30 protein-coding genes are annotated in these 26,414 nt (G+C 73.6%); 14 read left to right on the forward strand and 16 right to left on the reverse strand.

What is annotated here, in order from left to right; translation table 11 throughout:
* Positions 1–3 precede the first annotated feature (3 nt).
* Both Phou_RS01465 and Phou_RS01470 read left to right on the forward strand, forming a co-directional pair.
* On the forward strand, positions 4–663 hold the full coding sequence (locus tag Phou_RS01465; RefSeq protein ID WP_218579080.1) for a response regulator transcription factor: 660 nt from the start codon (positions 4–6) through the stop codon (positions 661–663).
* 23 nt (positions 664–686) lie between these two features.
* Complete coding sequence (locus Phou_RS01470) at positions 687–1,598, forward strand: phosphatase PAP2 family protein (protein ID WP_173052843.1); 912 nt, start codon at positions 687–689, stop codon at positions 1,596–1,598.
* Between the two features lie 313 nt (positions 1,599–1,911).
* Here the strand turns inward: Phou_RS01470 and Phou_RS01475 are convergent, their stop codons facing one another.
* Positions 1,912–3,198 carry a YbfB/YjiJ family MFS transporter gene (locus Phou_RS01475; RefSeq protein ID WP_173052845.1) on the reverse strand — a complete coding sequence of 429 codons (1,287 nt, stop codon included), beginning with the start codon at positions 3,196–3,198 and terminating at the stop codon, positions 1,912–1,914.
* On the reverse strand, positions 3,195–4,025 hold the full coding sequence (locus Phou_RS01480; RefSeq protein WP_173052847.1) for an alpha/beta hydrolase family protein: 831 nt from the start codon (positions 4,023–4,025) through the stop codon (positions 3,195–3,197). The genes Phou_RS01475 and Phou_RS01480 overlap by 4 nt, the downstream gene beginning before the upstream one ends.
* A gap of 90 nt (positions 4,026–4,115) precedes the next feature.
* On the opposite strand from Phou_RS01480, the gene Phou_RS01485 reads away from it, so the two are divergent.
* On the forward strand, positions 4,116–4,712 hold the full coding sequence (locus Phou_RS01485) for a TetR/AcrR family transcriptional regulator (protein ID WP_173052849.1): 597 nt from the start codon (positions 4,116–4,118) through the stop codon (positions 4,710–4,712).
* A 488-nt stretch (positions 4,713–5,200) separates the two neighbouring features.
* Here Phou_RS01485 and Phou_RS01490 read toward each other — a convergent pair whose 3' ends face one another.
* The 5 genes from Phou_RS01490 to Phou_RS01510 are packed head-to-tail and all read right to left on the reverse strand — an operon-like array spanning position 5,201 to position 8,106.
* Complete coding sequence (locus Phou_RS01490) at positions 5,201–5,605, reverse strand: SRPBCC family protein (protein WP_173052851.1); 405 nt, start codon at positions 5,603–5,605, stop codon at positions 5,201–5,203.
* A complete protein-coding gene (locus Phou_RS01495) occupies positions 5,602–6,480 on the reverse strand; it encodes a helix-turn-helix domain-containing protein (protein ID WP_173052853.1) in 879 nt (292 codons plus the stop codon). Before Phou_RS01495 ends, Phou_RS01490 begins: the two co-directional genes overlap by 4 nt.
* A gap of 22 nt (positions 6,481–6,502) precedes the next feature.
* Complete coding sequence (locus tag Phou_RS01500) at positions 6,503–7,060, reverse strand: nuclear transport factor 2 family protein (RefSeq protein ID WP_173052856.1); 558 nt, start codon at positions 7,058–7,060, stop codon at positions 6,503–6,505.
* Between the two features lie 12 nt (positions 7,061–7,072).
* Positions 7,073–7,234, reverse strand: a complete 162-nt coding sequence (locus Phou_RS01505) for a hypothetical protein (protein WP_173052858.1) — start codon at positions 7,232–7,234, stop codon at positions 7,073–7,075.
* Between the two features lie 50 nt (positions 7,235–7,284).
* A complete protein-coding gene (locus Phou_RS01510) occupies positions 7,285–8,106 on the reverse strand; it encodes an AraC family transcriptional regulator (protein WP_173052861.1) in 822 nt (273 codons plus the stop codon).
* A gap of 142 nt (positions 8,107–8,248) precedes the next feature.
* On the opposite strand from Phou_RS01510, the gene Phou_RS01515 reads away from it, so the two are divergent.
* Genes Phou_RS01515 through Phou_RS01525 form a run of 3 tightly spaced genes read left to right on the forward strand, consistent with a single transcriptional unit; the run spans position 8,249 to position 12,191 of the window.
* On the forward strand, positions 8,249–10,366 hold the full coding sequence (locus Phou_RS01515; protein WP_173052862.1) for an MMPL family transporter: 2,118 nt from the start codon (positions 8,249–8,251) through the stop codon (positions 10,364–10,366).
* The gene (locus Phou_RS01520; protein ID WP_173052864.1) at positions 10,363–11,562 is read left to right on the forward strand and encodes a sensor histidine kinase; all 1,200 of its coding nucleotides are present in this window, start codon (positions 10,363–10,365) and stop codon (positions 11,560–11,562) included. Before Phou_RS01515 ends, Phou_RS01520 begins: the two co-directional genes overlap by 4 nt.
* Positions 11,550–12,191, forward strand: a complete 642-nt coding sequence (locus Phou_RS01525) for a LuxR C-terminal-related transcriptional regulator (RefSeq protein ID WP_173052866.1) — start codon at positions 11,550–11,552, stop codon at positions 12,189–12,191. Before Phou_RS01520 ends, Phou_RS01525 begins: the two co-directional genes overlap by 13 nt.
* Before the next feature lie 118 nt (positions 12,192–12,309).
* On the opposite strand, the gene Phou_RS01530 is transcribed toward Phou_RS01525, so the two are convergent.
* The 6 genes from Phou_RS01530 to Phou_RS01550 all read right to left on the reverse strand — a co-directional run bounded on the left by Phou_RS01530 (position 12,310) and on the right by Phou_RS01550 (position 16,216).
* A complete protein-coding gene (locus Phou_RS01530) occupies positions 12,310–12,852 on the reverse strand; it encodes a carboxymuconolactone decarboxylase family protein (protein ID WP_173052868.1) in 543 nt (180 codons plus the stop codon).
* A 42-nt stretch (positions 12,853–12,894) separates the two neighbouring features.
* Positions 12,895–13,608, reverse strand: coding sequence for an SRPBCC domain-containing protein (locus tag Phou_RS01535; protein WP_173052870.1), 714 nt, complete (start codon positions 13,606–13,608; stop codon positions 12,895–12,897).
* Positions 13,605–14,183, reverse strand: coding sequence for a winged helix-turn-helix domain-containing protein (locus tag Phou_RS01540; protein ID WP_173052872.1), 579 nt, complete (start codon positions 14,181–14,183; stop codon positions 13,605–13,607). The genes Phou_RS01535 and Phou_RS01540 overlap by 4 nt, the downstream gene beginning before the upstream one ends.
* 79 nt (positions 14,184–14,262) lie before the next feature.
* On the reverse strand, positions 14,263–14,385 hold the full coding sequence (locus Phou_RS54250; RefSeq protein WP_281364995.1) for a hypothetical protein: 123 nt from the start codon (positions 14,383–14,385) through the stop codon (positions 14,263–14,265).
* The gene (locus tag Phou_RS01545; protein WP_173052874.1) at positions 14,385–15,593 is read right to left on the reverse strand and encodes a cytochrome P450; all 1,209 of its coding nucleotides are present in this window, start codon (positions 15,591–15,593) and stop codon (positions 14,385–14,387) included. Before Phou_RS01545 ends, Phou_RS54250 begins: the two co-directional genes overlap by 1 nt.
* A gap of 38 nt (positions 15,594–15,631) precedes the next feature.
* Positions 15,632–16,216, reverse strand: coding sequence for a TetR/AcrR family transcriptional regulator (locus Phou_RS01550; RefSeq protein WP_173052876.1), 585 nt, complete (start codon positions 16,214–16,216; stop codon positions 15,632–15,634).
* Positions 16,217–16,292: 76 nt separating this feature from the next.
* Here Phou_RS01550 and Phou_RS01555 point away from each other — a divergent pair, with 76 nt between their 5' ends.
* The 3 genes from Phou_RS01555 to Phou_RS01565 are packed head-to-tail and all read left to right on the forward strand — an operon-like array spanning position 16,293 to position 18,600.
* Positions 16,293–17,273: an ATP-binding cassette domain-containing protein gene (locus Phou_RS01555; protein ID WP_173052878.1), complete on the forward strand. Its 981-nt coding sequence runs from the start codon at positions 16,293–16,295 to the stop codon at positions 17,271–17,273.
* Positions 17,270–18,025, forward strand: coding sequence for an ABC transporter permease (locus tag Phou_RS01560; protein WP_173052880.1), 756 nt, complete (start codon positions 17,270–17,272; stop codon positions 18,023–18,025). The genes Phou_RS01555 and Phou_RS01560 overlap by 4 nt, the downstream gene beginning before the upstream one ends.
* The gene (locus Phou_RS01565) at positions 18,022–18,600 is read left to right on the forward strand and encodes a hypothetical protein (protein WP_173052882.1); all 579 of its coding nucleotides are present in this window, start codon (positions 18,022–18,024) and stop codon (positions 18,598–18,600) included. Before Phou_RS01560 ends, Phou_RS01565 begins: the two co-directional genes overlap by 4 nt.
* A gap of 21 nt (positions 18,601–18,621) precedes the next feature.
* On the opposite strand, the gene Phou_RS01570 is transcribed toward Phou_RS01565, so the two are convergent.
* Positions 18,622–18,969, reverse strand: coding sequence for a DoxX family protein (locus Phou_RS01570; protein ID WP_173052884.1), 348 nt, complete (start codon positions 18,967–18,969; stop codon positions 18,622–18,624).
* A gap of 115 nt (positions 18,970–19,084) precedes the next feature.
* Here Phou_RS01570 and Phou_RS01575 point away from each other — a divergent pair, with 115 nt between their 5' ends.
* Entirely contained in the window at positions 19,085–20,479 is a 1,395-nt protein-coding gene (locus Phou_RS01575; RefSeq protein ID WP_173052886.1) for a M1 family metallopeptidase, read from the forward strand.
* 96 nt (positions 20,480–20,575) lie between these two features.
* Positions 20,576–21,052 carry a thermonuclease family protein gene (locus Phou_RS01580; protein WP_173052889.1) on the forward strand — a complete coding sequence of 159 codons (477 nt, stop codon included), beginning with the start codon at positions 20,576–20,578 and terminating at the stop codon, positions 21,050–21,052.
* Here the strand turns inward: Phou_RS01580 and Phou_RS01585 are convergent.
* Positions 21,040–22,317, reverse strand: coding sequence for an aspartate aminotransferase family protein (locus tag Phou_RS01585; RefSeq protein ID WP_173052891.1), 1,278 nt, complete (start codon positions 22,315–22,317; stop codon positions 21,040–21,042). The two genes, Phou_RS01580 and Phou_RS01585, sit on opposite strands and share 13 nt — an antisense overlap.
* Before the next feature lie 68 nt (positions 22,318–22,385).
* Here Phou_RS01585 and Phou_RS01590 point away from each other — a divergent pair, with 68 nt between their 5' ends.
* Genes Phou_RS01590 through Phou_RS01600 form a run of 3 tightly spaced genes read left to right on the forward strand, consistent with a single transcriptional unit; the run spans position 22,386 to position 24,594 of the window.
* Positions 22,386–23,321, forward strand: a complete 936-nt coding sequence (locus Phou_RS01590; protein WP_173052893.1) for a LysR family transcriptional regulator — start codon at positions 22,386–22,388, stop codon at positions 23,319–23,321.
* On the forward strand, positions 23,318–23,857 hold the full coding sequence (locus Phou_RS01595) for an RNA polymerase sigma factor (protein WP_218578626.1): 540 nt from the start codon (positions 23,318–23,320) through the stop codon (positions 23,855–23,857). The genes Phou_RS01590 and Phou_RS01595 overlap by 4 nt, the downstream gene beginning before the upstream one ends.
* Positions 23,854–24,594 (forward strand): hypothetical protein, encoded by a 741-nt coding sequence (locus tag Phou_RS01600; protein ID WP_173052895.1) that lies wholly within the window; start codon positions 23,854–23,856, stop codon positions 24,592–24,594. The genes Phou_RS01595 and Phou_RS01600 overlap by 4 nt, the downstream gene beginning before the upstream one ends.
* Before the next feature lie 63 nt (positions 24,595–24,657).
* On the opposite strand, the gene Phou_RS01605 is transcribed toward Phou_RS01600, so the two are convergent.
* Positions 24,658–26,214: a DUF6851 domain-containing protein gene (locus Phou_RS01605; protein ID WP_218578634.1), complete on the reverse strand. Its 1,557-nt coding sequence runs from the start codon at positions 26,212–26,214 to the stop codon at positions 24,658–24,660.
* Positions 26,215–26,414 lie beyond the last annotated feature (200 nt).

Consider the following 26,414-nt stretch of genomic DNA (forward strand, 5'->3'; position numbering starts at 1 on the left):
GGCCTGCGGGTGGTGCTCGCCGACGACGCGGTGCTCCTGCGCGAAGGGCTCGTGGCGCTGCTCGCCCGCTTCGGCCACGAGGCGGTCGCGGTGCTCGGCGACGCCGACGGGCTGGCCGCCGCCACCCGCGAGCACGCGCCCGACGTGGTGGTGACCGATGTGCGGATGCCGCCCACGTACACCGACGAGGGCCTGCACGCCGCGATCGCGCTGCGCCGCGACCACCCGCGGCTGCCGGTGCTGGTGCTGAGCCAGTACGTGGCGACGGCGTACGCGGACACGATCCTCGCCGCGACCGAGAGCGGCGGCATCGGGTACCTGCTCAAGGACCGGGTCCTGGAGGTGCGCGACTTCGTCGACGCGGTCGAGCGGGTCGCGGCCGGCGGCTGTGTCATCGACCCGGAGGTGGTCCGCCACCTGCTCGCCCGCCGCCGCAGCCCGCTGGGCCGCCTCACGCCCCGGGAGCGGGAGGTGCTGGGATTGATGGCCGAGGGCCTGTCGAACGCCGCGATCACCCGCCGCCTCACGGTCAGTGAGAAGGTGGTCGGCAAGCACATCAACGCGATCTTCACGAAACTCGACCTGCCGCCGTCCAACACGGACGATCATCGACGGGTGCGAGCCGTTCTTGCCTACCTCCGCGGACGAGGGGTTGAAAGTTGAGCGAGCCGGGGAATGAAGGGCCCGTGACTACCACCGTTGGGGAGCGGACCAAGGTCCGGGAAGGCACCGTCACGTTTCCCGCCGCCTGGCTCGTGGTGCTGGGGCTGGCCGAGGCGTTCGCGGTCGTGCTGCTGTGGCGGTTCTTCGTGCGCAGCGAGCGTGGCCAGCTGCTCGACACCGTCGCCCTCGAAGGCAACGCGATCGGCCAGGACCGGGTCGACGGCCTGGCGAACACCGTGCTCAACGCCGTCTCCGTCGCCTCCCTCGCCGTGGCGACCATCGCGGTCGCGGTGATCGCGCTGGCGCGGGGCCGCGTGCTGCTCACCGTCGTGGTCACCGCGTTCGTGGCCGCCGCCAACCTGGTCACCCAGGTCCTCAAGCACGGCCTGTACCGCCCGGACTTCGGCGTCGACCCCGAACGGGTCACCGCCGGCAACAGCTTCCCGAGCGGCCACGCGACGGTGGCCATGTCCGTGGTGATCGCGCTCATCCTGGTGGTACCGGCCCGCCTGCGTGGCGTGGCAGCGGTGGTGGGCGCCATCTACGCGACGGTGGCCGGCGTCGCCACCATGTCGCTGGGCTGGCACCGCCCGAGCGACGTGGCCGGCGCGGTGCTGATCGTCGGCGGGTGCGCGGCCCTCGCCGGCCTGCTGCTGGTGCTGGCGCAGGGGCGGGACGCGCGGGTGAAGACCGCCGACGCCCGCCCACTCGCCGTCGCGCTGCTGCTGATCACATCGGTGGTACTGCTCGCGTCCGCCGCCGGCGCCTTCTGGTGGGTCGACGGCGTGGCCACGACCCCGGTCGACGAACTGTCCCGCAGCACGCTGCTGACCGCGTACGCCGGCGCGGCCGCGGGCATCGCCGGCGTGACCTGCGGGGTCACCGCCCTGACGCTGGCCGCCATGCACCGCGTCGTCCCCTGGCGCACCGCCTGACCAGACCGATCCACGATGAGAGCTACCGCGATGTCCGCGGTGGTCCGGACCGTTGCTCCCGCGGCCTCACCCTCCGCGGTCGTCCAGCTCCTACTGCCCGCGTGATCACGGCCTGCGGGCCGGGCGCGCCGCGGCACACTCCGAAGCTGGGCGCATTGCTGCGCCCAGCTTGAGAGGCATCCCGCAGCCCCCCGCCGCGGGGTCGTGCGCGCCGCGGGTTGGACTGCGCAACCGCCGCGGTTGGGGCTTTGACACAGAGTCTGCCTTGGTGCGCGGCGCGGCCGGCCGGGTCGACTGGTAGGGCCAGGTCGGGTCAGCTGTGCTGCTCAGGCTGGCCGGGCCGGCTGGTCGGCCCCGGGCGGGTGAGGAGCGCGAGCAGGCCGCCGGCCGCGCACAGGGCGGCTGTCCACGCCAGCGTGGCACCGGGCCCGGTCCGGTCGGCGAGGATGCCCGCCAGCCACGGCCCGGCCGTCTGACCTGCGGCGAAGATCGCCGTGAACGCGCCCATCCGCGTCGCCATCCGCGCCTCGGCACCGGCCCGGTCCCCCACGCCGGGACCAGGCGCCACGGACGCGCGCCGCACGACGATGGCGCCCACGCCGGGACGGAGCCGCACGGGGGCCGGTGGCGCGGCGGCGCGGGCGCGGACGATCGCGGTGACCGCGGCGGGTACGGCCATGAACGCGGCGCCGTACCCCAGCGCCGACAGCACCACCACCGCTGGCAGGGGCGTGAGCAGCGGGAGCGCGCCGGAGACGGCGATGGCACCCAGCGGCGCCGCCAGGGCGAGCCCGCCCGGCCAGCGCGCGATCGGCCGGCGCCACAGGATGGGTGCGGCGATGACCGCGGCGCCGAGCAGTGTCCAGGTCAGCGCCTCCTGGGCGGCGGGGGCGGCGCGCTGGTCGAGGTAGGCGGACAGGAACGTGATGTACGCGATGTAGCCCGCCGCGAAGAGCAGGTACGCGACCGCGACCAGCCACAGTGGACGTACCGGCGAGCGGGGTGGCTGGACCCCGGCGGCGGGTGCCGGGCGGGCCGCGCCCCAGCTCGCGGCCGTGGCCAGCGCCGCCGCGAGCGCCAGGCCGAGCCAGGCCAGCGGCCACCGGGACGGGTGGCCGTCGAGCAGTGGCGGTATCGTCGCGCCGCTCACCGCGATCCCCAGTCCGGTGCCGGCGAAAAAGATCGGCGTGGGCGACAGCACGGCGCCGGCCACGAAGACCAGCGCGCCGGCCAGCCCGGCGAGCGCGCGGGCGGCGAGTAGCGGTGGGTAGCCGGCGTCGATCGCGTTGGCGGCGAGGGCGGCGGCGCCGGCGACCATGCCGAGGCGGTACGCGGCCGCCGGGCCGATCCGCCGCGTGACCGGTGCGGCGGCGAGCGCGCCGGCCAGGTAGCCGAAGCCGTTGGCGGTGGTGAGCGCGCCGGCGCGGGCGAGGTCCCAGTGCAGGTCGGTGGCCATGGCGGGGAGCACGAGGCCGTACGCGAAGCGGCCCAGCCCCAGCGCGGCGGCGGTGCCCAGCGCCAGCCGGGCGGCCCGCCAGCTGGACCGGCCGCTGGTCAGGTCGCCCACCGGCCGGGCGGCCGGGCGACCTGGCGGGGTCATGGTCGCAGCCACCGGTCCAGGAAGGCGGCGACCGTACGGGCGAGCGCCACCCGGTGGTCGGCGAGCGAGTGGTCGGTCGGGAAGAGGTGGTGCTCGAAGCGGGGCAGCGCGGCGAACGCCTCGACCACCGGCGTGTGGTGCGCCTCCGGCGGCGCGACCGTGTCGCCGCCGGCGCCGATCACCAGCACCGGGCGGTCGGCGAGGCGCGGGGCGAGCGCACCCAGCCGCCCGGCCGCGCCGATCGCCTCCATCTCGTCGACGAGCGCCACCGCGCTCGTGCCCCGAAGCGGCAGCAGCTCCTCGCCGAAGGCCGCCGCGTAGCCTGCCCGCGCGGCCGGGTCGGCCCGGCTCGCCACGCCACCCGCGCCCAGGTCGAAGGCCGCGAACGAGGCGACCGCCGCCACGCCCGGGTCGGCGGCGGCCGTGCGCAGCGCCGTGTACCCCCCGAGGCTGTGCCCCACCACCGCCACGCGGGACGGGTCGAGGCGGTGCGTGGCCGCGAACGCCCCGCCGCGCACCGCGCGCACGACGCCGGCCGCGTCCTCGAACACGTTGCCCCACGACCACGAGCCACCGACGCCCCACGATCCGCGGTAGTGGAAGACGAGCGAGGCGTACCCGCCGCGGCGCAGGGCGTGGGCCAGGTCGAAGTTGCGCTCGTTGCCGGGGAAGCCGTGCAGCACGACCACCACCGGGTGGGGTCCGGGCCCCGCCGGCAGGTGGAGCACGCCGAGCAGCGTCTCCCCGCCGCTCTCGAACGTCACCGCCGTCGTGCTCGCCGCCGGCGCCAGGTTGCCGGGCGGGTCGGTTACCAGGAAGTCGGACACCCTCACACCCCAACAGGACTCGCTAGATGGAACCGATCGGTTCGATGTCACGCTAGCAGACAGATCGAACCGAGCGGTACCATCTCATGCATGCCCGTCGCCAAGGGAGCGACCCTCGACCCCGCACAGACCCGCGCCGCGATGATCGACGCGGCCAGCCGCCTGCTCTACACGCGCGGGCTCGACGGCATCGGAGTCGCCGAGCTGTGCGCGACCGTCGGGGTGTCGAAGGAGACGCTCTACCGGCACTTCGGCTCCAAGGACGGGCTCGTCGCGGCGGTCCTCCAAGCGCGCAGTGAGCAGCTCGTGGCCGGCCTGCGCGAGGCGGTCGCGGCGGCCGGCGACGACCCCGCCGCCCAGCTCACGGCCGTGTTCGAGGTGGTCGGGCGCCGGCACGCCGAGGCCACCTTCCGCGGCTGCGCGGTCATGAACGCGGCGACCCAGCGGCACGACGGCCCGGCCCGCGCGGTCGCCACCGGCCACCTCGACCGCTACCTCGACCTGCTGGTGGGCATCGCCCGCGCGGCCGGCGCCGCCGACCCCGAGGTGCTCGGCCGGCAGTTTCTGACGCTTGTCGAGGGCTCGACGGTCCTCGCCGACCACCACCGCGACGCCCGCGCCGCCGCGACCGCGCGGGACGCGGCCCTCGCCCTGCTGCGCCTACAAGCCCCACCACACCACGCCTAGAGATTTTCGGCGTCAGGTGGTAGCCGTTCAGAAGATCCAATGCGAAAACAGATCCGGGCTACCGCGACTGTCCGTCGTGGTCCGGACCGTCGCGCGGGGCCCCCGGGGAAACGTGGAGCGCAGCGGAGCGTTTTCTTGGGGTGCTCTCCCGCGGCCTCACCCTCCGCGGCCGCCCAGCTCACCCCAACCCCGGGCGCCGTTCAGATCGTGGTCGTTTGCTGCCCCTGTAGGGGCAGCAAACGACCACGATCTGCTCTACGGGGCCTCCGTTGACACCGATCAGGGAACCGGTGTGATCTCCAGACCGTTGATCACTCCCTGCGGTCACCCAGATCGCCCCCGGGCGGCCAACCCCGGCGGATCTGTCAGCTTCTCGGCATCGGCATCGGCAACGGCGACCACCCCGCTCGGTTGTGAACGGATTCGCCCATCACCGCGGGGCCACGGACCCGGCCACCAACGCGGGCAGCGGAAAGCCGACGCGCACCCTACGACGTCTCGACGACGCGCTTGAAGGCGGCCAGCTGGCCACCGTCCGCGCGCCGGATCGCCGCGCGCAGCAGGGCGCCGAAGGGGCGCCACACCCCGCCCGCCCGGCAGTCGGCGGCCAGCGTCACCCGCGTGCGGTCGCCGTCCGGCTCGCACGTGTACGTGTACGCCGCCGTCACCCCGCCCTGCGCCGAGTGCACCACCACCGTCCGGCCGGGCTCGACCACCTCGACCCGCCCGGACCGTTCCCTCCCCCGCGCCCGGAACGTCAGCCGCGCCCCGTCCACCCGCACGCTCTCCACACCCGGCATCCAGGCGGGCGCGGTGGGCCAGTCGGTCAGCCTGGCCCACACCTCGGGCGCGGGTCGTTCGACGGTGGCGGTCGCGGTGAAGGCTGTGGTCACAACCGCGAGCGTGCCCGCACGGACCGGCCCGCGTCTTGGACGGATTTCACATCGACGTCCACCTCTGGCACGAAGCCCGGCTCGACGACCTCCGGCGTGAACGCCGCGCGCTGAGCGGCCACGTACCGCGAAGGCGTCACCCCGGTGTGCCGGCGAAAGTCGCGGATGAAGTGGCTCTGGTCGAACCACCCGTGCGCCGCCGCCAGCCCCGTCCAGTCGACCGGACCGTAGACGTCGAGCGCCGCGAGCAGGGCGCGCAGCCGCAGGATCCGGGACAGCACGCGGGGCGACAGCCCGACCACCGCGGTGAACTCGCGGTCCAGATGGCCGTGCGACACCCCGAGCTCCGCGGCCAGGCCGACGATCGGCCGCATCGGGTCCGCCTCGAGAGCGGCGACCGCGGTGGCACAGCGCCGCACCGCCGGTCCGGGCTCGCCCGGGTTCATCAGGCTCTGGTACGCGTCCAACGCCTCCTCCGCGCCCTGACCGCGCGACAGCGCCCGGCGCAGGTCGGCGGCGGCCGGCCACGCGGACCGCAGGTCGACCACCCGGCCGCGTACCGGCGCCGGTGCCACGCCGAGGAGTGGGAGGCAGCCGACCGGCGTGGTCACCACCCCGACGCAGTGGGTCTCGCCGAGCGGCTCGTTCACCACCGGCCGGTCGTGCGGCCCGAGCAGGAAGCCCTCACGCGCCACCAACGCCGGACCGTCGCCCGCCACCAGCCGGATCGGGTCGCCGAGCACCACGACCGCGACGGTGGAGCCGGTGGGCGCGATCCGCTCGCGCGGGTAGTCGATCCGGCCGCGGGCGAACCAGATCGACTCCACCCACCGCGCCAGCTCGGGCGGCCGCCGCGTCACGTACGTGAACTCCACCCGCCCATACCACCACGCGCGGCTACTCCGGCGGCACGTACGTCCAGGCGAGCTCGTTGCCCCGCGCGTGCGCCACGCTCGCCAGCCCGATCGCGGTGCACCGCCAGCCGCCGCGGGTGCGCACCAGGCGGTGCGTGTAGTGGCCCCACACCTCCCACAGGGCGTCGCCCAGCGGCCGGGCGAGGCGGTTGAACGCGTATCCCTTGGAGCGCACGCTCGCCCGGTCACCGTCCACTGTGATCGCGTGGTTGGTGCGCATGTGGAAGCTGGCCTTCTCCGCGTACAGGTTGCGCTCCCACCCACCGACCAACTCGTCGGCGGGTATGCGCGCGGCCGGCCCGCCGCCGAGCGCGGCGAAGTCCACGTCCACCCGGTCCGTGAAGTAGGCGCGGCACCGCGCCCAGTCTTTGGCGTCCACGGCGTCGTCGATGCCGTCCAGCACCGACCGGATCGCCTCCAGGTCGCCCGGCGCCGGGCCCGGTGCCGCGGCCGACGCGGACGAGGGCGCGGCCACCGCCACACCCGCCACGCCGATCGCGCCGGCCACCAGGGCCCGCCGGGGCAGTTCGCTGTTCTCCACCAGTCCTCCCAATCAGGCGTACTGCAGGTCCGCGACCGAGATCAGGCCGGCGGCGTACGTGAACCGGTAGCGTGCCTCCCAGCCGCCGGAGCCGCCGGGTGCCCACCGCACGAGCAGGTCCTGGCCGCCCTCCATCGGCGTCACCTCGACGACCTCCAGCCGGCCGCCGACCACCTCGGCAGCCGCCCACGCGCGGATCGCGTCCCGGCCCTCGATGAGCCAGCCTAGGCCGGCGCCGGCTCCGCATCTTTGTACGTTCTTGCTGACCTTCCATACCCTCCCGGCGGCACGCCCACCACCCGCGTGAAGTGGCGCGCGAAGTGGCTCGGGTCGTAGAAGCCCGTCGCGTACGCCACCTGCGTCGCGCTCCGCCCGGCCAGCAGCAGGCGCCGCGCGAGCCCGATGCGGGCCTGGATCTGATAGGCGTGCGGCGGCAGCCCGAACTCGCTCGCGAACGTGCGCGCCAAGTGGTACGGGCTCAGGCTCGCGACCCGGGCGAGCTCGGCGAGCGAGACGTTGGCCGTGAGGTTGTCCATCAGGTAGTCGCGCGCTCGACGCGCCTCCCGGCGGGCCGGCGCGGGCTCGCTCCCCGGCCCGTCCAGCAGCGCCGCGAGGGCCGCCTGCGCCAGGCAGTCCCGGGTGAGCCGCGACTCAGGTTCCTGGTACGCGCGGTGCAGCGTCAGGAAACGGTCGAACAGGTCGCCGGCCGGGAGGAGCAGGTCTGCGCTGGCCGGCCGTCCGGCGGCGCCGGCCACGGCGTCCACCGCGGCCGGGTCCAGGTAGAACACGCGGTAGCGGCCGCCGGCCGGGCGGTCGTCGGGGTCGCGGGTCTCGTGCACCTCCTGCGGCGCGACCACCGTGAGGCTGCGCGGCGCGATCGTGTGCCAGGCGCGGCGGTACCACACCCGACCGGGCAGCTCCAGGTTGAGGCAGACCTGGTACTCCTCGTGCGCGTGCCGCGGGTACGCCACCGCCGGGCCGGGCCCGTACCGGTAGCGCTCCAGCACCACACCGTCGACACTCCACGCCTCGATCCTCACTCCCATCCACTCCCACCCTGCCGAAACGCGGTGAAAGGCCGGCGAAAGGTGGTGCTGGCACCACCCCGAAGAGGCGAGCGCGCTCCATCGATGGCGACCCACCCGATCCATAGCGTCGACGGTGACGACTTCGACAAGGGGCAGCGACGTGTTCGAGAGATGGGGTACGGCCGTGGTCCGGCACCCGGTGCGGGTGATCCTGGCCTGGCTCGTGGTGGTGATGGGGTTGGGCGGGGTCGGCTACCTGGTGCTGGGACCGGAGGGCGCGGCGGCGGTCGCGGGGCAGAACGAGACCGACTTCCTGCCGGACAAGTACGAGTCGGTGAAGGCGGCCAGGTTTGCCGAGAAGGCGTTTCCCAGCGTGGACGGGGACGGTGCGACCGCGGTCCTCGTACTGTCCCGTGTGGACGGCGCCCCGCTCGCCCCGGCCGACCAGGCAAAGGGGCGCGAGGTGGTGGAAGGCCTCGGCGGCGCGGGCGTGCGCGGCGTGGACGGGCCGTCGCTGTCGCCCAACGGGAAGGTGATGCTGGCGCAGGTGACGTTCACTGAGAAGCTGGGGCACACGAGCCTCTCCGGCACGGTCACCCGGCTGCGCGCCGACACGGAGGACCGCGTCGCCGGTACCCCGCTGCGCTCCGGATACACCGGTGAGGCGGCCGTCGCCAAGGACAGCGAGCGGCTGGACATCCTCGTCAGCGTCGGCATGGTCGTCATGATCATGGTGCTGCTGATCGTCATCTTCCGCAGCCCGTGGGTGGCGCTGCTCAACCTGCTCATCATCGCGATGGTCGGGCAGGGTGTCGTGGCGGTCATCGCGATCGCGGCGAAGGCGGCCGGCACCACATTGGACGGTTCGGTGACCGGGCTGCTCCCGGTGGTGCTCTTCGGCGTGGGCACCGACTACGTGGTGTTCCTGCTGTACCGGTACCGCGAGCGGCTGCGCCTCGGCGAGGACCGGCGCACCGCGATGGTCGCCGCGCTCGCCCGGGTCGGTTCGGCGATCGGCGTCTCCGCGCTCGCCGTGGCCGTGTCGTTCGGCGCGCTGCTGCTGTCCGGCTTCGGCTCGTTCCAGATTCTGGGGCCGGCGCTCGCGTTCGCGGTGCTCGTGATGGTGCTGGCGGGCCTCACGCTGATACCGGCGGTGTTCTCGCTGCTCGGTCACCGGGCGTTCTGGCCCTCGAAGGCGTGGCGCTCCGAACCCAAGGCGGGGCTCGCCGCCCGTACCGGAAACCTCGTGGCCAGGCGCCCGACGGCGGTGGCCCTTGCCGCGGTGGCCATCCTGGCGGCGCTCGGAGCCGCCGCCCTGGCACACAAGCCCAGCTACGACATCGAGGCCATGCCTTCCGGCACGGAGTCGGCGCGGACGATGGACCGCCTCGAAGCCGGCTTCCCGGCCGGGACGCTGAGCCCCACCACGGTGTTCCTCTCCGGTCCCGGAGTGAGCGAACAGTCAGCGACCGCCTACGCCGGGCGCCTCTCCGCGCTGTCCATTGTGGGCGACCTCGGCGCCGTGCAGGTCGCCGGCGACGCGGCGCGGATCGACCTGCTGCTCGCCGCCGACCCGCTGAGCGAAAAGGCGCTCGACGCGATGGTGAACGAGCTGCGCCCGGCCGCGCACTCCGCCGCGCCGCCCGGCACGACGGTGTACGTGGGCGGCGAGACCTCGGCCTTCGCCGACATCCGCGACGTGGTCGAGGTGGACCTGCGGGTGATCCTGCCCGCCGCGGGCCTGCTAATCGGGCTTGTGCTGCTGCTGATGCTGCGCGGGGTGCTCGCGCCGCTGTACCTGCTCGGCGCGGTGGTCGGCGGCTTCGTCGCCACGCTCGGCGCGGCGGTGCTGGTCTTCCAGGGCGCGGTGGGGCGGCCAGGGCTGACGTTCACGCTGCCGCTGATCGTGTACATGTTCGTCGCGTCGATCGGCACCGACTACAACATCCTCATGATCGCCCGGATCCGGGAGGAGCTGCGCGGCGGCGCCTCGCGGCGCGAGGCCGTGCGGGTGGCGCTGCGCCAGGCCGGTCCGCCCGTGGCCGCGGCCGGCGTGATCCTGGCGGCCTCGTTCGGCGCGCTGACCATCTCGGCGACGCTCGCGGAGGTCGGGTTCGCGGTGGCGGTGGGGGTGCTGCTGTCCACGTTCGTGCTGTCGTGGCTGCTCGTGCCGGCCCTGACCGCGCTGGTCGGGCGGGCCGCGTTCTGGCCGGCGCGCACCTCGGCGCCAAGGGTGGTCCGGGCGCCGGAGCCGGTCTCGGTGAGAATGGGCGGATGATGAGGCGGGCGCTTCCGGACCTGCGGCACATGCTGGTGAGCACCGGTGTGGGGCTGGCCGCGCTCGGGCTGCTGATGCTCACCCTCTTCGCCCTGATCCTGTGCGTCGTGCCGCCGGTGGGCGGGCCCGCGCTGGCCAACACGGCCGGGCTGGCCCGCCGCCTGGCGGATTGGCAGCGGCGGCGGATGCGGCCGGCGATCCTCTCGCCGTACACCGCCGCGCCGGGCCGCATCCGCGACATCCTGCCCGACCCCACGTTCTGGCGCGACACGGCGTGGCTGCTCGCCGGCGGCGCGTGCGCGTTTCCCGCGATGCTCGTGTGGGGGCTCTGGCCCTCGGGCGTGCAGGGCCTCGTCACGCCGATCCTCTACCGGCTGCTCCCGGCCAGCGCCGACCTGACGTTCCAGGCGCTGCCGATCACCACCGCCACCCGGTCGTACATCGCGGTCGGCATGGGCGCGGTCATCCTGGTGGCGGCCTACTTCCTGCCCCGGTGGTACCGCCGCGGCGAGGCCCTGCTCTCCCGCTGGCTGCTCTCCCCCGGCGCCGCCGCCCGGCTCAGCGCGCGGGTCGAGCAGCTCGTCGAGACCCGCACCGCCGCCGTCGACGCCTCCGCCGCCGAGCTGCGCCGCATCGAACGCGACCTGCACGACGGCGCGCAGGCCCGGCTCGTCGCGCTCACGATGAACCTGGGGATGGCCGAGGACATGTTCGACACCGACCCGGCCGCGGCCAAGGCGATGCTCGCGGACGCGCGGGCCGGCGCGCACTCCGCGATCAGCGAGCTGCGCGACCTGGTGCGCGGCATCCACCCGCCCATGCTCGCCGACCGTGGGCTGGCCGGCGCGGCCGGGGCACTCGCCGCCGCCAGCCCGGTGCCGGTCGAGCTGGAGGTGCGCCTTGAGCGGCGGCTCAGCGCACCGGTGGAGTCGGCCGCCTACTTCGTGCTCGCCGAGGCGCTCGCCAACGCCATCAAGCACGCCGGCGCCGCGCGCATCCGGATGTCCGTCGTGGACGAGGCCGTCCACATAAGACTTCGGGTACAGGACGACGGCCGCGGCGGCGCCGACCGCTCCCGCGGGACGGGGCTGCGGGGTATCGAGCGGAGGCTGGCGGCCTTCGACGGCTCGGTCACCGTGAGCAGCCCGCCCGGCGGCCCCACCGAGATCGAGGCGGTGCTCCCGTGCGGGTCGTGATCGCGGAAGACCTGGTGCTGCTGCGCGACGGCATGGTGCGCATGCTGACCGCGTACGGCTTCGAGGTGGTCGCCGCCGTCGAGGACGGTGCCACGCTCGCCGACACGCTCGTCTCGCTCCGCCCGGACGTGGCGGTGGTCGACGTGCGCCTGCCGCCCACCTTTACCGACGAGGGCCTGCGCGCCGCGATCGCCGCCCGCCGCGAGGTGCCCGGCCTTCCGGTGCTGATCCTGTCGCAGTACGTCGAGCAGGTGTACGCCCGCGAGCTGCTCAGCGACCGCGCCGGCGGCGTCGGCTACCTGCTGAAGGACCGGGTCGGCGAGGTGCGCGCGTTCACCGACGCGGTGCGCCAGGTCGCCGCCGGCGGCACCGTGATGGACCCCGACGTGGTCGCCCAGCTCCTCGGCGGCGGCCGCTCGGCCCAGCTGGCAACGCTCACCCCGCGCGAGCGCGAGGTGCTGACGGTGATGGCCGAGGGCCGTTCGAACGCGGCGATCGCGTCCCGCCTGGTCATCACCGAGAAGGCGGTCAGCAAGCACATCAACAGCATCCTGACCAAGCTCGACCTGCCACCCTCCGACGACGACCACCGCCGGGTGCTCGCCGTGCTCGCATACCTGGGCGGCTAGAGCGAACCCGTGATCCCTGGCGGTTGATCAGGGAGTTGGCGGGCGTGTCGGTCGGCGTTTCCACCCACGAGGTCCCTGATCAACGACGGTCGGGGCGGGCGCGGCGGGCGCGGCCGGGTCAGAGGCTGTAGCCGTGCTCCACGATGCGCTGGGCGCTCATCTCGTAGGCCGCGGGGTCGTCGGGCACGACGGTGCCGAGGCCGTCGACGTAGCGGTTGAACATCGAGAACGCCGCCGCGATCAGCACCGTGTCGTGGATCTCGACGTCGGTCGCGCCCTCGGCTCGCGCCGCCGCCACCAGGTCGGTGGTGACGGCGCGGCCGTCGACGCGCACCGCGGCGGCGATGGCCAGCAGGGTGCGGAGCTTGGGCGAGATGTCGGCAGCGCCGGGGTCGACGCACACGTCGTGCACCAGCGGCAGGCCGCCGTCGAGCTGTGCGGCGGCGAACGCGGAGTGCGAGTCGCGGCAGAAGTTGCACTCGTTGCCGCTCGAGACATATGCCGCGATCAGCTCGCGCTCGCCGCGCGACAGGCTGTTGGGTGCGTGGAGCAGGGTGTCGGCGAGATCGAAGAGCGGCTTGCCCGTCTCCGGCCGATACCTGGCCAGTCCGATGATCCCAGGGAACTGCTTCTCGTCGATACCCAGATCGATATGCGCCACGGCACCAGGCTACCGGCCCATCGATCAACCGGCATCCACTCCTCAGCCCGTGGGAAACGCCGGGTCGAGCGCCGCGCGTCCGGTGTGGACGGCCCCGTCGCGGGCCCACGCGACCTCGACGTCCTCGCCGGCCTCGTGCTCGCGGGTGAACAGCCACAGGTCCGCGCGGCTGAAGATCGGCGCGTCGCCGAGGCGCACGACGATGTCGCCCGGCTCGATGCCGGCGCGGGCGGCGAACGAGTCCTCGCTGACCGTGCGGACCAGCGGGCCGGCCAGCACGTCGTCGGCTTCCATGCCCAGGTCGGCGCGGAACGTGAAGAAGCGGTCGAGCCGCACGCCGGTGCGCAGGTACAGGTCGAGGGCGGCGAGCGTCTGCACCCAGCCGAGGCCCACGCTGTCGATCTGGGCCTGCCAGTCGACGCCCTCGCCGAAGCCGGACTGCGTGATGGTCAGCCTCGTGCCCGCCTCGACCTCCTCGAACGTCACCGACACCTCGGTGGCGACCGGGAGGATGCCCGCGCCCTCGCGGTAGGTCAGCTTCTGCTCGGGCTCGACGTCGATGATGTCCCACACCATCTGCCCGTACTCGTCGGGTGCCCAGGCGATCTGGCCGCCCGGCTCCACGTCGGCCTTCTCGACCGTGCCGGTCAGCCACACCTCGATCAGCTTCGGGTCGGTGAAGGCCTGCCACGCCTTGTCCACCGGCACCGACAGCGTGAACGTCTTCTCGTATTTCGCGAACCGCTCCTCGCTCATTGCCTCTCCTCGGGTTGTGGGTGGACCGCGAGCATCACGCGGTACGGCTCGCCGTCCCGGTCGCCGTACTTCTTCAGCAGCGGGCCGACGGCCGCCACGTACTCACTCAGGAAGGCCGCGCGCTGCGCCTCGCCGGCGAGCCGGACCTCGGCCTCGACGGCGGCGCTGGCGATCTGCTCGCCGTCGAACGCGGCGCGGTCGAGCAGCTGCGCGGCCGCCCGCTGGAGCCGCTCGCCGGCGGCGACGAGGCTCTCGAGCGCCACCTGGTCGGCGAGCGCGCCGGTGCGCCGCGGGTCGGTCCAGGCCACCCGCGGCGACACCACGAACGTGGCGGCGACCGCCTCGTAGAGGCTCTCCATCAGGTTGCCGGCGCGCCGCTCACCGACGCGGCGGACCAGGCCGGCCCGCTCGAGCTCCTTGACGTGGTAGTTGACCTTCTGCCGCGGCTGGTCGATGCCGCGGGCGACCACGGCCGCCGACGCGGGGCTGCGCAGTGCCGCCAGGATGCGCAGCCGGATGGGGTGGGCGAGCACCTGGAGTGTGTCCAGGTCGTTCACGGACGCCACGGCTTTCATGGACAAGAGTCTTGTCCGGACAAGAAACCTTGTCAAGGCCGGCGCGGCAGTACACCGCACTCACGCTGGACCCGGCGCGTCAGGTGCCGTTCTTCGGGCGCAGCAGCGCCTGTGCCGCGCCGAACAGGGCGCAGATCACCGCCGCCGGGAGGATGACCAGCGCGCTGGCCAGCGTGCGAAGCGGCGTCCAGCGGGTCTCCATCACGCCGGCCGCAGCGCCGGAGCGCGGACGTTCGCGAGGACCATGCCGCTGCGCGGCCGCGTGGGGACGCGGCCCAGCGGGATGCGCACGTCCTGCGCGGGCACCTCGTATTCCAGCCGCGCGAGCAGCGGCAGCAGCGTGCCCAGCAGCGCCACCGTCACCTCCTCGCCGGGGCAGCGGTGGCCGGTCCGCGGGTCCCCGCCGCCCTGCGGGATCAGCTCGTAGGGGCCGATCCGCCGGTCCAGGAAGCGGCCGGGCGCGAAGCCGTACGGGTCGGGCCACATCAGCGGGTGGTGGTTCTGGCCGTAGATGTCGAGCAGCACGATCGAGCCGGCCGGAATGCGGTGGTCGTCCCACTCCAGGTCGTGGGTGGCGAGGCCGCCCACGAAGGGGGCGAACGGGTAGAAGCGGCGCAGCTCGTGCGCGAAGGCGTCGGTGTACGCGGGGTCGCCGTCGCGCAGGCGCTCGCGGTGTTCGGGCCACAGGTGCAGGGCGTGCGCGGCGAACGTGACGAACCAGCAGACCGCCACCGTCGGCCGCAGCACGTTGAGCAGCTCGATGGCGGCCACCCGCGGGGGAAGCGGGGTGCCGGCCGCGCCGGCGTGCTCGGCGATCGCGGCCAGCGCGGAGCCGGCCGGTGCGTCGCCCTTCTCGCGCGCGTGGGTGATGACGCCCTCCAGCCACCGCTCGCGGCCGGCCCGCGCGCGCCGCGCCCGCAGGTGCCGGGGGCCCACCGTCGCGAAACCGTCCACCATGGACACGAGGTCGGCGGCGAGCGAGTCGTCGGGGCGCAGCCCCGCCCACGGTGCCACCGCCCGCGCGAGCACCCGCGCCGTCTCGTCAAAGAGCACCACCCGGTCGCGGGTGGCCCAGGTGGCGGCCGCTTCCTCCCACTCCTGGGCCGCGTACCGCGACAGCAGCCCGATCCCGTCCCCGCTCAGCATCGACATGAACATCGCCTTGCGCAGCCGGTGGTCCACGCCGTCCAGGTGGTGTACGCCGCCGCGGCCGAAGAGCGTGTCCTGGACGGGGCCGGGTATCGCGCCGCGACGGTGCACGTTCGCCTCGTCGTAGAAGAAGCGCGCCGCGTCGGGACCGCACAAACCCGTCACGCGCCGGCCGAGCAGGCGGGTCTCGACCACGCCGTCGGTCGTGCGGCGGCGGAGGTTGGGCAGCCAGCCGTACCCCTCCACGAAGAAGGCGAACATGCGACCTTCGATGCCCACCCCGCCGTGGCGCAAACGTCCTACCTGAAGATCGTGTCCAGGTGGGCGTCGAGGGCGGCGAGCGCGGTGTCCGGCCCGTAGTGGTCGCCGAGCAGGTGCACGCCAAGCCCTTCCATCAGCGCGAGCAGGCCCACCGCTGCCTTGTCCGGGTCGACCCCGGGACGCGGGCCGCCGGCGCGGATCCGCTCGGCGACGAACGCGAGCATCGCGGCCGTGTCGGCGCGCAGCGGTGCGGCGGCCTCGGGGCGCACCGCCGTGTAGGCAAGGAACGCCAGCGCCACCCGCCCGTCCGCGCGCCGGGCCTCGTCGAGCGGCAGCACCCCGGCCACGAACGCGCGCAGCAGCGCGCGGGGTGACGGGTCGGGCCCGAGGTCGGCGACGGCCGCGGTGAGGCGGGCCTCGCTGCGCTCCCGCACCACCTCCAGCGCGAACGCCATCATCTCGTCCTTGGTCCGGAAGTAGTGCTGCACCATCCCCGAGGTCACGCCCGCCTCGGTGGCGACGTGGCGCAGGCTCACCGCCTCCAGGCCGTGCTCCCCCGCCACCCGCAGCAGTGCCTCGGCGATGCGGGTGCGGCGCTCGTTGTGGTCGACCACCTTCGGCATGCTCACATGCTTTCACATTGCGACCGCAACGTCATGCATGTTACGTTACGACTGCAATGTAAAGGAGGAGGAGCCGATGGAGTACGCGGTCGAGACGACCGGCCTGGTCAAGCGCTTCGGCGCGGTGACCGCACTCGACGGTGTCGACCTCGCCGTCCCGGCGGGCACCGTGCTCGGCGTGCTCGGGCCCAACGGCGCCGGCAAGACCACGGCCGTGCGCATCCTCGCCACGCTGCTGCGGCCGGACGCCGGCTCGGCCCGCGTCGGCGGGTTCGACGTGCGCCGCGAGGCACACCGCGTGCGCGAGCTGATCGGCCTCACCGGGCAGTACGCGTCGGTGGACAACGACCTGTCCGCCCGCCACAACCTCGTCATGCTCGGCCGCATCCTCGGACTTTCCCGGCCCGAGGCACGCCGGCGGGCGGACGAGCTGCTGACCGACTTCGGGCTGGCGGATGCGGGCGGCCGCACGGTGCGCGGCTTCTCCGGCGGTATGCGGCGCCGCCTCGACCTGGCCGCGAGCCTCGTGGGCCGGCCCCGCGTGCTCTTCCTCGACGAGCCCACGAGCGGGCTCGACCCGGCGCGGCGGGGCCAGCTGTGGTCGCGGGTGCGGGACCTGGCGGCGGAGGGGACGACGGTGCTGCTCACGACGCAGTACCTGGAGGAGGCCGACCAGCTCGCCGACACCGTCGCCGTCTTCGACCGGGGCACGGTGGTGGCCCGGGGCACGCCCGACGCGCTCAAGCGCCGCTCCGGACGCCAGACGCTCGACCTGCGCCTCGCCGACGCGGCGCGCCTCCCCGACGCGATGTCCATTGTGGAGTCGATGGCCGGTGGGCGGCCGGTCCCGGACGCCGCCCGGGGCACGCTGAGCGTGCCGCTCGCCGACGCGGCGATGATGCCGGCCATCGTGTGGCGGGTCGACGAGGCCGGCATCGAGATCGCCGAGCTCGCCCTGCGCCTGCCCAGCCTCGACGACGTGTTCCTTGCGCTGACCGGGCACGCGACCCGGGCGCCGGCGAGCGCGTCGCACGTACCGGAGAGGAACGCCGCATGACCACGGCCGTGAGCCAATATCTGACGCTGACCTGGCGCGGCGTCGTGAAGATCAAGCGCAACCCGCTCGTGCTGACCGACGTGGTCCTCGGCCCGGCGGTCTTCCTGGTCCTGTTCGTGTACGTCTTCGGCGGCGCGATCGACGGCAGCACCCGCGACTACCTGCAGTACGTGCTGCCCGGCATGATCGGCCTGATGACGCTGCTCGCCACGATGGGCGTCGGCGTCGCGCTCAACCAGGACCTGGAGCGGGGCGTGTTCGACCGCTTCCGCAGCCTCCCGATGGCCCGCTCCGCACCGCTCGTCGGCGCGATCGGCGGCGACGTGGTGCGGCAGGTGGTGGCGGTCGGCGCGCTGATCGGGTTCGGCTCGCTGCTCGGCTTCCGCTTCCAGACCGGCGTGTGGCAGGTGCTCGCGGCGTGCGGCCTCGCGGTGGGGTTTGCGGTGGCGCTGTCGTGGGTGTGGGTGCTGCTCGGCCTGGTGATGAAGGACGCGCAGACCGTGCAGGGGCTGGGTGCGCTGGTGATCTTCCCGCTCGCGTTCGCCAGCAACATCTTCGTCGACCCGGCGACGATGCCGGGCTGGCTGCGCGCGTTCGTCGCGGTCAACCCGATCCGCCACCTCATGGACGCCATGCGCGGACTCATGCTCGGCGGGCCGGTCGCCCGGCCGGTGCTGTGGACGGTGCTCTGGATGGCCGGCTTCGTGGCGGTTTTCGCGCCGCTGGCCCTGACCGCGTACCGCCGCCGATGAGCGCCCTGCGGACCGTCACCGCCTACGAGTCGGCGATGTGGCGCGGGCTGTACCGGTGGATCACCCGGCGCCCCCTCAGGCTCGCGCCCGGCGACGTGGCCTTCGGGCACGCGGGCCCGGTCAAGCCCATCTTCGTGGTCTTCATCGTCCTGTCCGCGCTGGAGATCCCGATCCTCGACCTGATCATCACCCGGCTCGTGGCGTGGCCGGCGGTCCGCTACGTCGCGCTCGCCGCCGGCGTCTACGGCCTCGTCTGGATGATCGGCCTTCTCGGCGCGCTGCTGACCAGCCCGCACCTCGTCGGCGATGCCGGCATCCGGATCCGCAACGGCACCTCGGTCGACGTGACGATCCCGTGGGAGGCGGTCGACCGGGTCGGCCACCGCTACCGCTCGCTCCCCTCCAGCCGCGCCCTGCAGGTCGAGGACGGGGTGCTGCACCTCGGCACGGGCGGCCAGACCAGCGTCGACGTCGCCCTGCGCGAGCCGCTCACGCTGCTGGCGCACACGGTGCGTGAGGTCCGCTTCTACGCCGACGACCCGAAGGCGCTGGTCGCCCTGGCCAGGGAGCGCTGAGCCTCGGGAGGAGCCGCCCCGCTAGGCGGCCAGTTGGACGGTGAGCGCGGCGGCCGCGAGCAGCAGGAACATCGCGGGCGCGGGAATGTGTGAGTACCAGCGGGCCCGCACGACCGTGACCACCGCGGCGGCGAAGTAGACGAGCAGGGCGACCGACGCGGCCACGCCGATCGCCGGCAGCGCGATGCCCAGCAGGAGGCCCGCGGCGCCGGCGGCCTTGGCGAGGCCGAGCGCGGGCAGCCATGAGGCTGGCACCCCGTAGCGGCTCATGTTCTCCAGGACGAAGCGGGCGCGCAGGAAGTCGACGGCGGCCGCGGCGGTGTTGGCGGCGGCGGCGACGGCCGTGACCGCGAGGTAGGTGGCAGACACACCAATAGGGACGACGGGCGGGCTGAAAAGGGGACCGCCGCGCCGCGCCGGCTGATGGACGTCGCTGTCCGCCGGTGGGAACATCGGCTGGCCAGCCGCCGAGAGGAGCCGCGCCATGCGCCGACGTCACGTGTCCCGCGCCGCCGTTGGCGTCGCCGCCGCCATGACCTCGCTGGTCGTGGCCGCGCCCGCCACCGCGACGCCCGGTGCCGGGTCGGCGGGGCTCGGCGACCCGTACTTCCCGCTCGCCGGCAACGGCGGCTACGACGTGCGGCACTACTCCCTCGACCTCGACTACGTGCGCGCGGACAACTTCCTCGACGCCTCCACCACGATCACCGCGCGGGCCACGCAGGACCTGCGGCGCTTCAACCTCGACCTGCGCGGCTTCACGGTCACCCGGGTGACGGTCAACCTGCTGCCCGCCACGTTCACCCGCGAGCAGGAGCAGGAGCTGGTGATCACGCCGCGGGTTCCGCTGCGGCGGGGCAAGCCGTTCGTGGTGAAGGTGGAGTACCGGGGCGAGCCGACCGAGGTGATCGACCCGGACGGCAGCAGCGAGGGGTGGGTGCCGACCGCGGACGGCGCGTTCGTGGTCAACGAGCCGCAGGGCTCCCCCGGCTGGTACCCGGCCAACGACAACCCGCGCGACAAGGCCACGTACGACATGGCGATCACGGTGCCGAAGGGCATCACCGCGATCGGCAACGGGCGGCTGCTGTCCAAGCGGGACCACGGCGGCAAGACGACCTGGCGGTGGTACGAGGACTCGCCGATGGCCCCCTACCTCGCCACCGCCACCAACGGCGTCTTCGAGCTGCGGGTCAGCAAGGCCGGGCGCATCCCGCTGTACCACGCGGTCGACCCCGCCGAGGCACCCAACGGCGCCTTCGACGTGCTGGCCATCGAGGCGGAGGTCATCGAGTTCTTCTCCGACCTGTACGGGCCGTACCCGTTCAGCAGCGGCGGCGGCGTGGTCGACCACGCGCCCGAGGTGGGGTACGCGCTGGAGTCGCAGACCAAGTCGCAGTACGACAGCACGCCCGGCGAGGGCACGGTGGTGCACGAGATCTCGCACCAGTGGTTCGGCAACGCGGTGAGCCTCACGGTGTGGCCGGACATCTGGCTGAACGAGGGCTTCGCGACGTTCTCCGAGTGGATCTACGACGAGAAGCACGGCGGCCAGAGCGCGCAGGCCTCGTTCGACCAGGTGTACGCGCGGCCGCCGACGAGCTCCATCTGGACCCGGCCGCCGGGCAACGTGGGCGGGCCGGCGTTCCTGTTCAGCGGCACGGTGTACGACCGCGGCGCGGCGACGCTCCAGGCGCTGCGGGTCAAGGTCGGCGACCGGACGTTCTTTCGGATCCTGCGAGAGTGGTACGCACGGGGCCGCGACGGCAACGTCACCACCGCCGACTTCGTGCGCCTGGCCGAAAAGCGCAGCGGCCGGCAGCTCGACGCGTTCTTCGACACCTGGCTGTACCAGCCGTCGAAGCCGACCACCTGGTAGCGGCCCGGCGCCGATTGTCCTCCCCCACGGCGTGACGCGCGGCGGCTTCCCACGTTTCCGGCCACCGCCCGCCCCGCCCGGCGGACGCTCGGGGTTATGTCCGCCATCAGGTACAGCGCGGCCGCGCTGCTCGCCTCCGCCCTCGTCGCGCCCGGCGGCACCGCCCACGCGCCGGTCGGCGTCGGCACCGTCACCCACATCTCCGACGGCGACACCATCGTCGTCTCCACCGTCGCCGAACCCGTGCGGCTGCTCGGCATCGACGCGCCGGAGGACCCCGCCGACTGCGGCGGCCCCGACGCGACCCACTTCGCCACGATCACGCTCGAAGGGCGCGAGGTCACGCTCACCACCGACCCGACGCAGGCCAGCCACGACAGGTACGGGCGGCTGCTCGCGTACGCGACGCTCACCGACGGCACCAACTACTCGGTCGCCGCGGCGGAGGTCGGCGTCGTGCGGGCGTACACGTTCGAGAAGCCGGTCCAGCTCGCCGGCGAGATCGCCGCCGCGGAACAGCGCGCGAAATCCGGCGGCCTGGGGATCTGGGGTCCACCCTGCTACGCGGAATGACCGATCGCCTGGTCGAGGATCTCCAGGCCGAGCGCCAGCTCCTCCGGCGTCGCGGTCAGCGGCGGTGCGATGCGGAAGGTGCCGCCCATGCCGGGCAGCTGCACCACGTTCAGGTGGAGGCCCAGCTCAAGGCAGCGGCGGGTGATGCGGCCGCCGAGCGCGTCGGCGCCGCCATCCACTGTGGACAGCTCCAGGCCCTGCATGAGGCCACGGCCGCGGACGTCGCCCACGGCGGCGTGGCGGTCCTTTATGGACAGCAGGCCGGCGCGCAGGTGGTCGCCCAGCTCGCGGGCGCGGGCGTCCAGCTTGTCGCGTTCCAGCACGTCGAGCACGGTGTTGCCGACCGCGGCGACGAGCGGGTCGCTGACGTGGGTGGTGTAGAAGAGGTACCCGCGCTCGTGCGCCCGCCGCTCGATCTCCTCGCTGGTCACGACGGCGGCCAGCGGCAGGCCGGCGCCGAGGGTCTTGGAGAGGGTGATGATGTCCGGGACGATGCCGTCGCGCTCGAAGGCGTACCACGTTCCGGTGCGGCACAGTCCGGTCTGCGCCTCGTCGACGATCAGCAGCATGCCCCGCTCGCGGCACTTGCCGGCCAGCGCGGCGAAGTAGCCCGGCGGCGGCTCGATCACGCCGCCGGAGCTGAGGATCGGCTCGACGATGCACGCGGCGAGGCTGCCGGTTGACTGCGCGTCGACCATCGCGAAGCCGTAGTCGAGCTGCCGCCGCCAGTCGAACGCGCCGTCCGGCGTGGTGAAGTCCGGCCGGTACGGGTTCGGCGCCGGGATCGCGAGGTTGCCCGGCGGCGTCGGCCCGTACCCCTGGTGGCCGGCGCTGTAGGTGGCGGCCGCCGCGGCCTGCGTCATGCCGTGCCAGGATCGGGCGAACGCCACCACCTCGTGCTTGCCGGTGACGAGCTTGGCCATGCGGATCGCGGCCTCGTTGGACTCGGCGCCGGTGGTGAGCAGCATCGCCTTGGTGAGCGGGTCGGGCAGAGACTCGGCGAGGCGGCGGGCGAGGTCGACGACCGGGCGGGAGAGCATGCCGCTGAAGAGGTGGTCGAGGGTGCCGATCTGGCGGCGCACCGTGGCGACGATCTCCGGGTGGCTGTGCCCGAGGATCGCGCTCATCTGGCCGGAGGTGAAGTCGAGGATGCGGCGGCCGCTCTCGGTGTAGACGAAGCTCCCCTCGGCCCGCTCGATGATCTCGGGTGTCCACCCGCCGCCGTACCGGATCAGGTGGCGCTCGGCGTCGGCCCAGAAAGTCATGACCCCACGCTAGGGGCGTCACGGCTGTGCGGAACAGCTCCGGTTTGCGGCTAGGCTGTGCGGAGATCATGCACAAGGAACCCCGGCTGCACACCGGCCGCCTCCAGATGCTGAGCCTGCTCGACAGCCTCGGCACGGTGCGTGCCGTCGCCGCCGCCCTGCACATGAGCCCGTCGGCGGTGTCGGCGCAGCTCGCCGTCCTGGAGTCCGAGGCGGGGGTCGAGCTGCTGCGGCGCTCGGGCCGCCGGGTGCGGCTCACCACCGCGGGCCGCGCGCTCACCCGCCACGCGCGGGTCATCCTCGACCAGGTCAAGGCCGCGGAGGCCGAGCTCGACGGGCTGGCCGGGCGGCCGACCGGGCCGGTGCGGCTCGCCGCGTTCTCCAGCGCCGTGCGCCGCCTCGCCATCCCGCTCGCCACCCGCCTGCGCGAGACGCACCCCGGGATCGCGCTGGAGATCAGCGAGCTGGACCCGGGCGCCAGCCACCCGGCGCTGCGGCGGGGCGACTTCGACATCGTCGTGACCGCCGACTTCGCCGACGGCTCGCTGCCGGTCGACCCGGACGTCCGCGCGGTGCCCCTGTTCGCCGACGCGATCGTGCTGGTGACCGCCGCGGACCGGGCCGAGACCGGCCCCGCCGACCTCGCCGACCACGCGCACGCGGCCTGGGCGCTCGACCTGCCCGGCACCTACCTGTCCAACCTGATCCTGGCCACCTGCCGCCGCGCCGGCTTCGAGCCGTCGGTCGCCGGCCGCTTCGCCAGCTACGAGCTGCTGCTCGCGCACGTCGAGGAAGGGCTCTCGGTCTCACTGCTGCCCGGCCTGGCCGTCGACCCGCGCTACAAGGTGACCGCGCGTCCCCTCAAAGAGCCGATGACCCGCCAGGTGTACGCGGCGGTCCGCGGCCGCGCTCCCCTCACCGCCGCCACCCGCGCGGTGCTGGACGAGCTTTGCGACCTGGCCGCGCGTAATTTTCCCGGCCCGGCCGGACAGTACCTGGTGTGAACGAAACCGAAGAGCGGTTCGTGGCGCTGTGGCAGGGCTACTCCCACCGCGTCATGGCGTACGCGCTGCGACACCTGGACGCCGACACCGCGCAGGACGTGGTGTCGGAGACGTTCCTGGTCGCCTGGCGACGGCTGGCGACCGTACCGGACGATCCCCTCCCCTGGCTGCTGGTGGTCGCCCGCAACACCATCGCCAACCTGCGCCGCTCCGGCCACCGCCAGGCGCGCCTCGCCGCCGAGCTGGAACGCCTCCGGCAGGTCGCCGAACCGGCGGCCGCCGCCGACGTGCTCGCCACCGAGCGGGCCGCCGTGCTGGCCGGGTTGGCCGCGCTCACCCCGAAGGAGCGGGAGGCGCTGCTGCTGGTGGCGTGGGACGGCCTGACACCCGAGCAGGCGGCGAAGGTTGCCGGCTGCTCGCTGCCCACCTTCCACGTACGCCTCTACCGCGCGCGGCGGCGCCTGCGCACCGGCGGCGAGCCGGACGCACCGGCGCCCGCCACCCATCCGCTTCCGGCCCCTGGAGGTGCCCGATGAGCAGGGAAACGACGATCCTCGAGAAGCTGCGGCCGGTGAGCGCTGTCGACACGGCGTGGCCCGCCGAAGCCCGCGCCGCCGCACTGGAGAAGCTTCTGCGCGACGGCACCGCCGAGCCCGCGGCGGCGCCGCGACGGCCGGGCCGCCGGCGGCTCGTGCTCACCGCCGCGCTGACCACGGGCATCATCGCCGCCGGTGCAGGGGTGGCCACGGCGGGCGGGCTGCTGCCGGAGTCGTTCACCGGACCGCTCTCGTTCTGGACGAGCGAGACGGGCGGCGAGGTCGACGTACAGACCGCACGGCGGGTGGCGCAGGGACCGGGCCCGGACGGCACGGTGCTGTCGGTGTGGACGGGACGGAGCCCGGCGGGCACCGTCTGCGTCGCGCCGATGTTCGAGGCACCGGGCCCGATCGACCGGCCGGCGCCAGGGGACTTCCGCCTCGCCGGGGGCCAGTGCGCGCCTCCGGGCGCGCGGCCGCAGCCGTTCGGCTCGCTCGGCGGGTCGTCGACGCCGGACGGGGTGCACACCACGTGGGCCACCGCCGGCGACGCGGTGCGGGCCGAGCTGCGACTGCCCGGCGGGTCCGTCCGCCCGGCGCTGTTCGCCGAGGGTCTGTTCTTCTTCTGGTACGAGGCCATCCCGGACGTGGCGCCACCGACGCTGGTCGGCTACGACGCGGCCGGCGCGGTGGTCGCCGAGCGGCAGCTGCCGGACTGGGACAGGCTCGGCAAGTAACCGCGTGACGGGCGGCGCCACCCGGGGGCTGGGGGCGCCGCCCGTCACGCTGGGCGCTCGACGTCAGTCGACGTCGCCGTTGATGCGCCGCTGTACCCATTCGTAGGCCAGGTCGCCGAACTGCGTACCGAACTCGATCGACCGCTCGATCGTCTTCCTGAAGTGCACGCCGCCCCACACACGGCTGATGGCACACGTCCGCACGAACTCGTCCCAGGTGGCGTAGCTCAGCTCGAGGTCGGTGGCGGGGGTGAGCCCGGGCTCCACCGCCGTGGAGCCGGCGCGGACGGGCCACGTCAGCTGGAGGACGTCGTCGCCGAGGTACCGCCGTGCCGCCTGCGCCTCCGCGGAGCAGAGCGTGGTGGAGCCGGACGGGTACTCGGGATGGTCTCCCACATTGAGGTAGCTGGCCCACTGGTCGGCGGGTATGTCGTGCACAGTGCCGACGCCGGGTCCGCCCCAGGCGGTCACCCGCCGGCTGCCGTACACGTGCCGGACCGCACTGAACGGCCGCACGGCGTCGTACTTCGCCTTCTGGTGCCAGGCGGCGATCAGCGCGTCGAAGATCGCTACCGAACTGGTGAAGAGCACGTGGATCCAGTCGTTCAGGTCCAGCTGTGCGTCGTGGGCCTGTGCCGCGTAGCCCACCGACACCCCGATGCCCAGGATCTTGTTGTCGAAGAACTCCGCCGTTGCCTTCTGCACGTCGGTGAGCGCGGCCGACGCCTCCAGGATCTCGTCCACCGAGCGCTTGTAGTCCCTGGCCCGCGTGTGGTCGCTGAACTGGGGCGGGGCGAGCTTGAGCTGACCCGGGTCCCGGTAGGTGTGCGCCTTGATGAGCCGCATCTGCGGCGTGACGAACTGCTGGACCGTGTAGATGCCGAGGTCGCCCCCACCGCCGCCGTGACGGCGGTTGTGCGTGGTCAGCTGCGGCTGCCAGCGCGACGGGTTGGTGAGGGAGAAGGCGGTGTTGACGGGCCGGTAACCGGTGTAGTCGCCATAGGGCCGGGGGTTGTAGCGGCGCCCCACGGTGCCGAGCTGGTTGAGGCCGTCCCGCAGGGCGGCGGCGGCGACCGCCTTGCCGGCCAGGTTGCCGATGCCGACCGGGCTCGTCGGGTCCTCCGACTCGTCGTCGGGGTCCAGGCCGACCGAGATCAGCAGGTCCCGGAAGGCCGGCCCCCGTCCCAGCGGCTCCACGCGCTTCACGACCTGGTAGTTGGCGTGAAGGGCGGCGATGGTCTTGTTCCGGTTGGTGGCGGCCTCGCTGGAGGGACGGCGCCCGAGCCGCGAGTGGACCCCCACAGCGGTCGGGTGGTACGGCGCCGTCGCGTCGAACCAGGAGGTGATCGAGTAGTGGATGAACCGGTGCAGCAGCGTCACATCCATGTTGGCGAAGACGTCCCGCGGCGGATGGAACGGGCCGATCAGCTCCTTGATGAAGTTGCCGGAGTCGAGGTCGAAGGCGACCGGCGCCACCTCGGCCGCCGGAGCCGCGGCGGCCGCTCCGCCGTGCCCCAGGGTGGCCAGCGCCGTGGCCGACGCACCGCCGAGACCACCGAGCAACAACGATCTTCGACGCGTCGAGAACTCCGCGATCGGACCTCTTTCGCCGCTTGTCATAACTGTTCCTCCTCGCCAAAAAAGCCGGAACTGGTCACATCGCACTGACACACGAGGGACCGGAATGCGTTTCTCAAAAATGAGGCTAGTGAATTTAAACGTCCCGTCCACTACTCACGCGAGTAGTCGACAGCGGTCGCCGAGCGGGCTTACTCTCCCGCGCTACCTGCGTTTTCGCGCCCGAGAGAGCGAAGGCGACT

The sequence above is a fragment of the Phytohabitans houttuyneae genome (genome assembly GCF_011764425.1).
GTDB classification, from domain to species: domain Bacteria; phylum Actinomycetota; class Actinomycetes; order Mycobacteriales; family Micromonosporaceae; genus Phytohabitans; species Phytohabitans houttuyneae.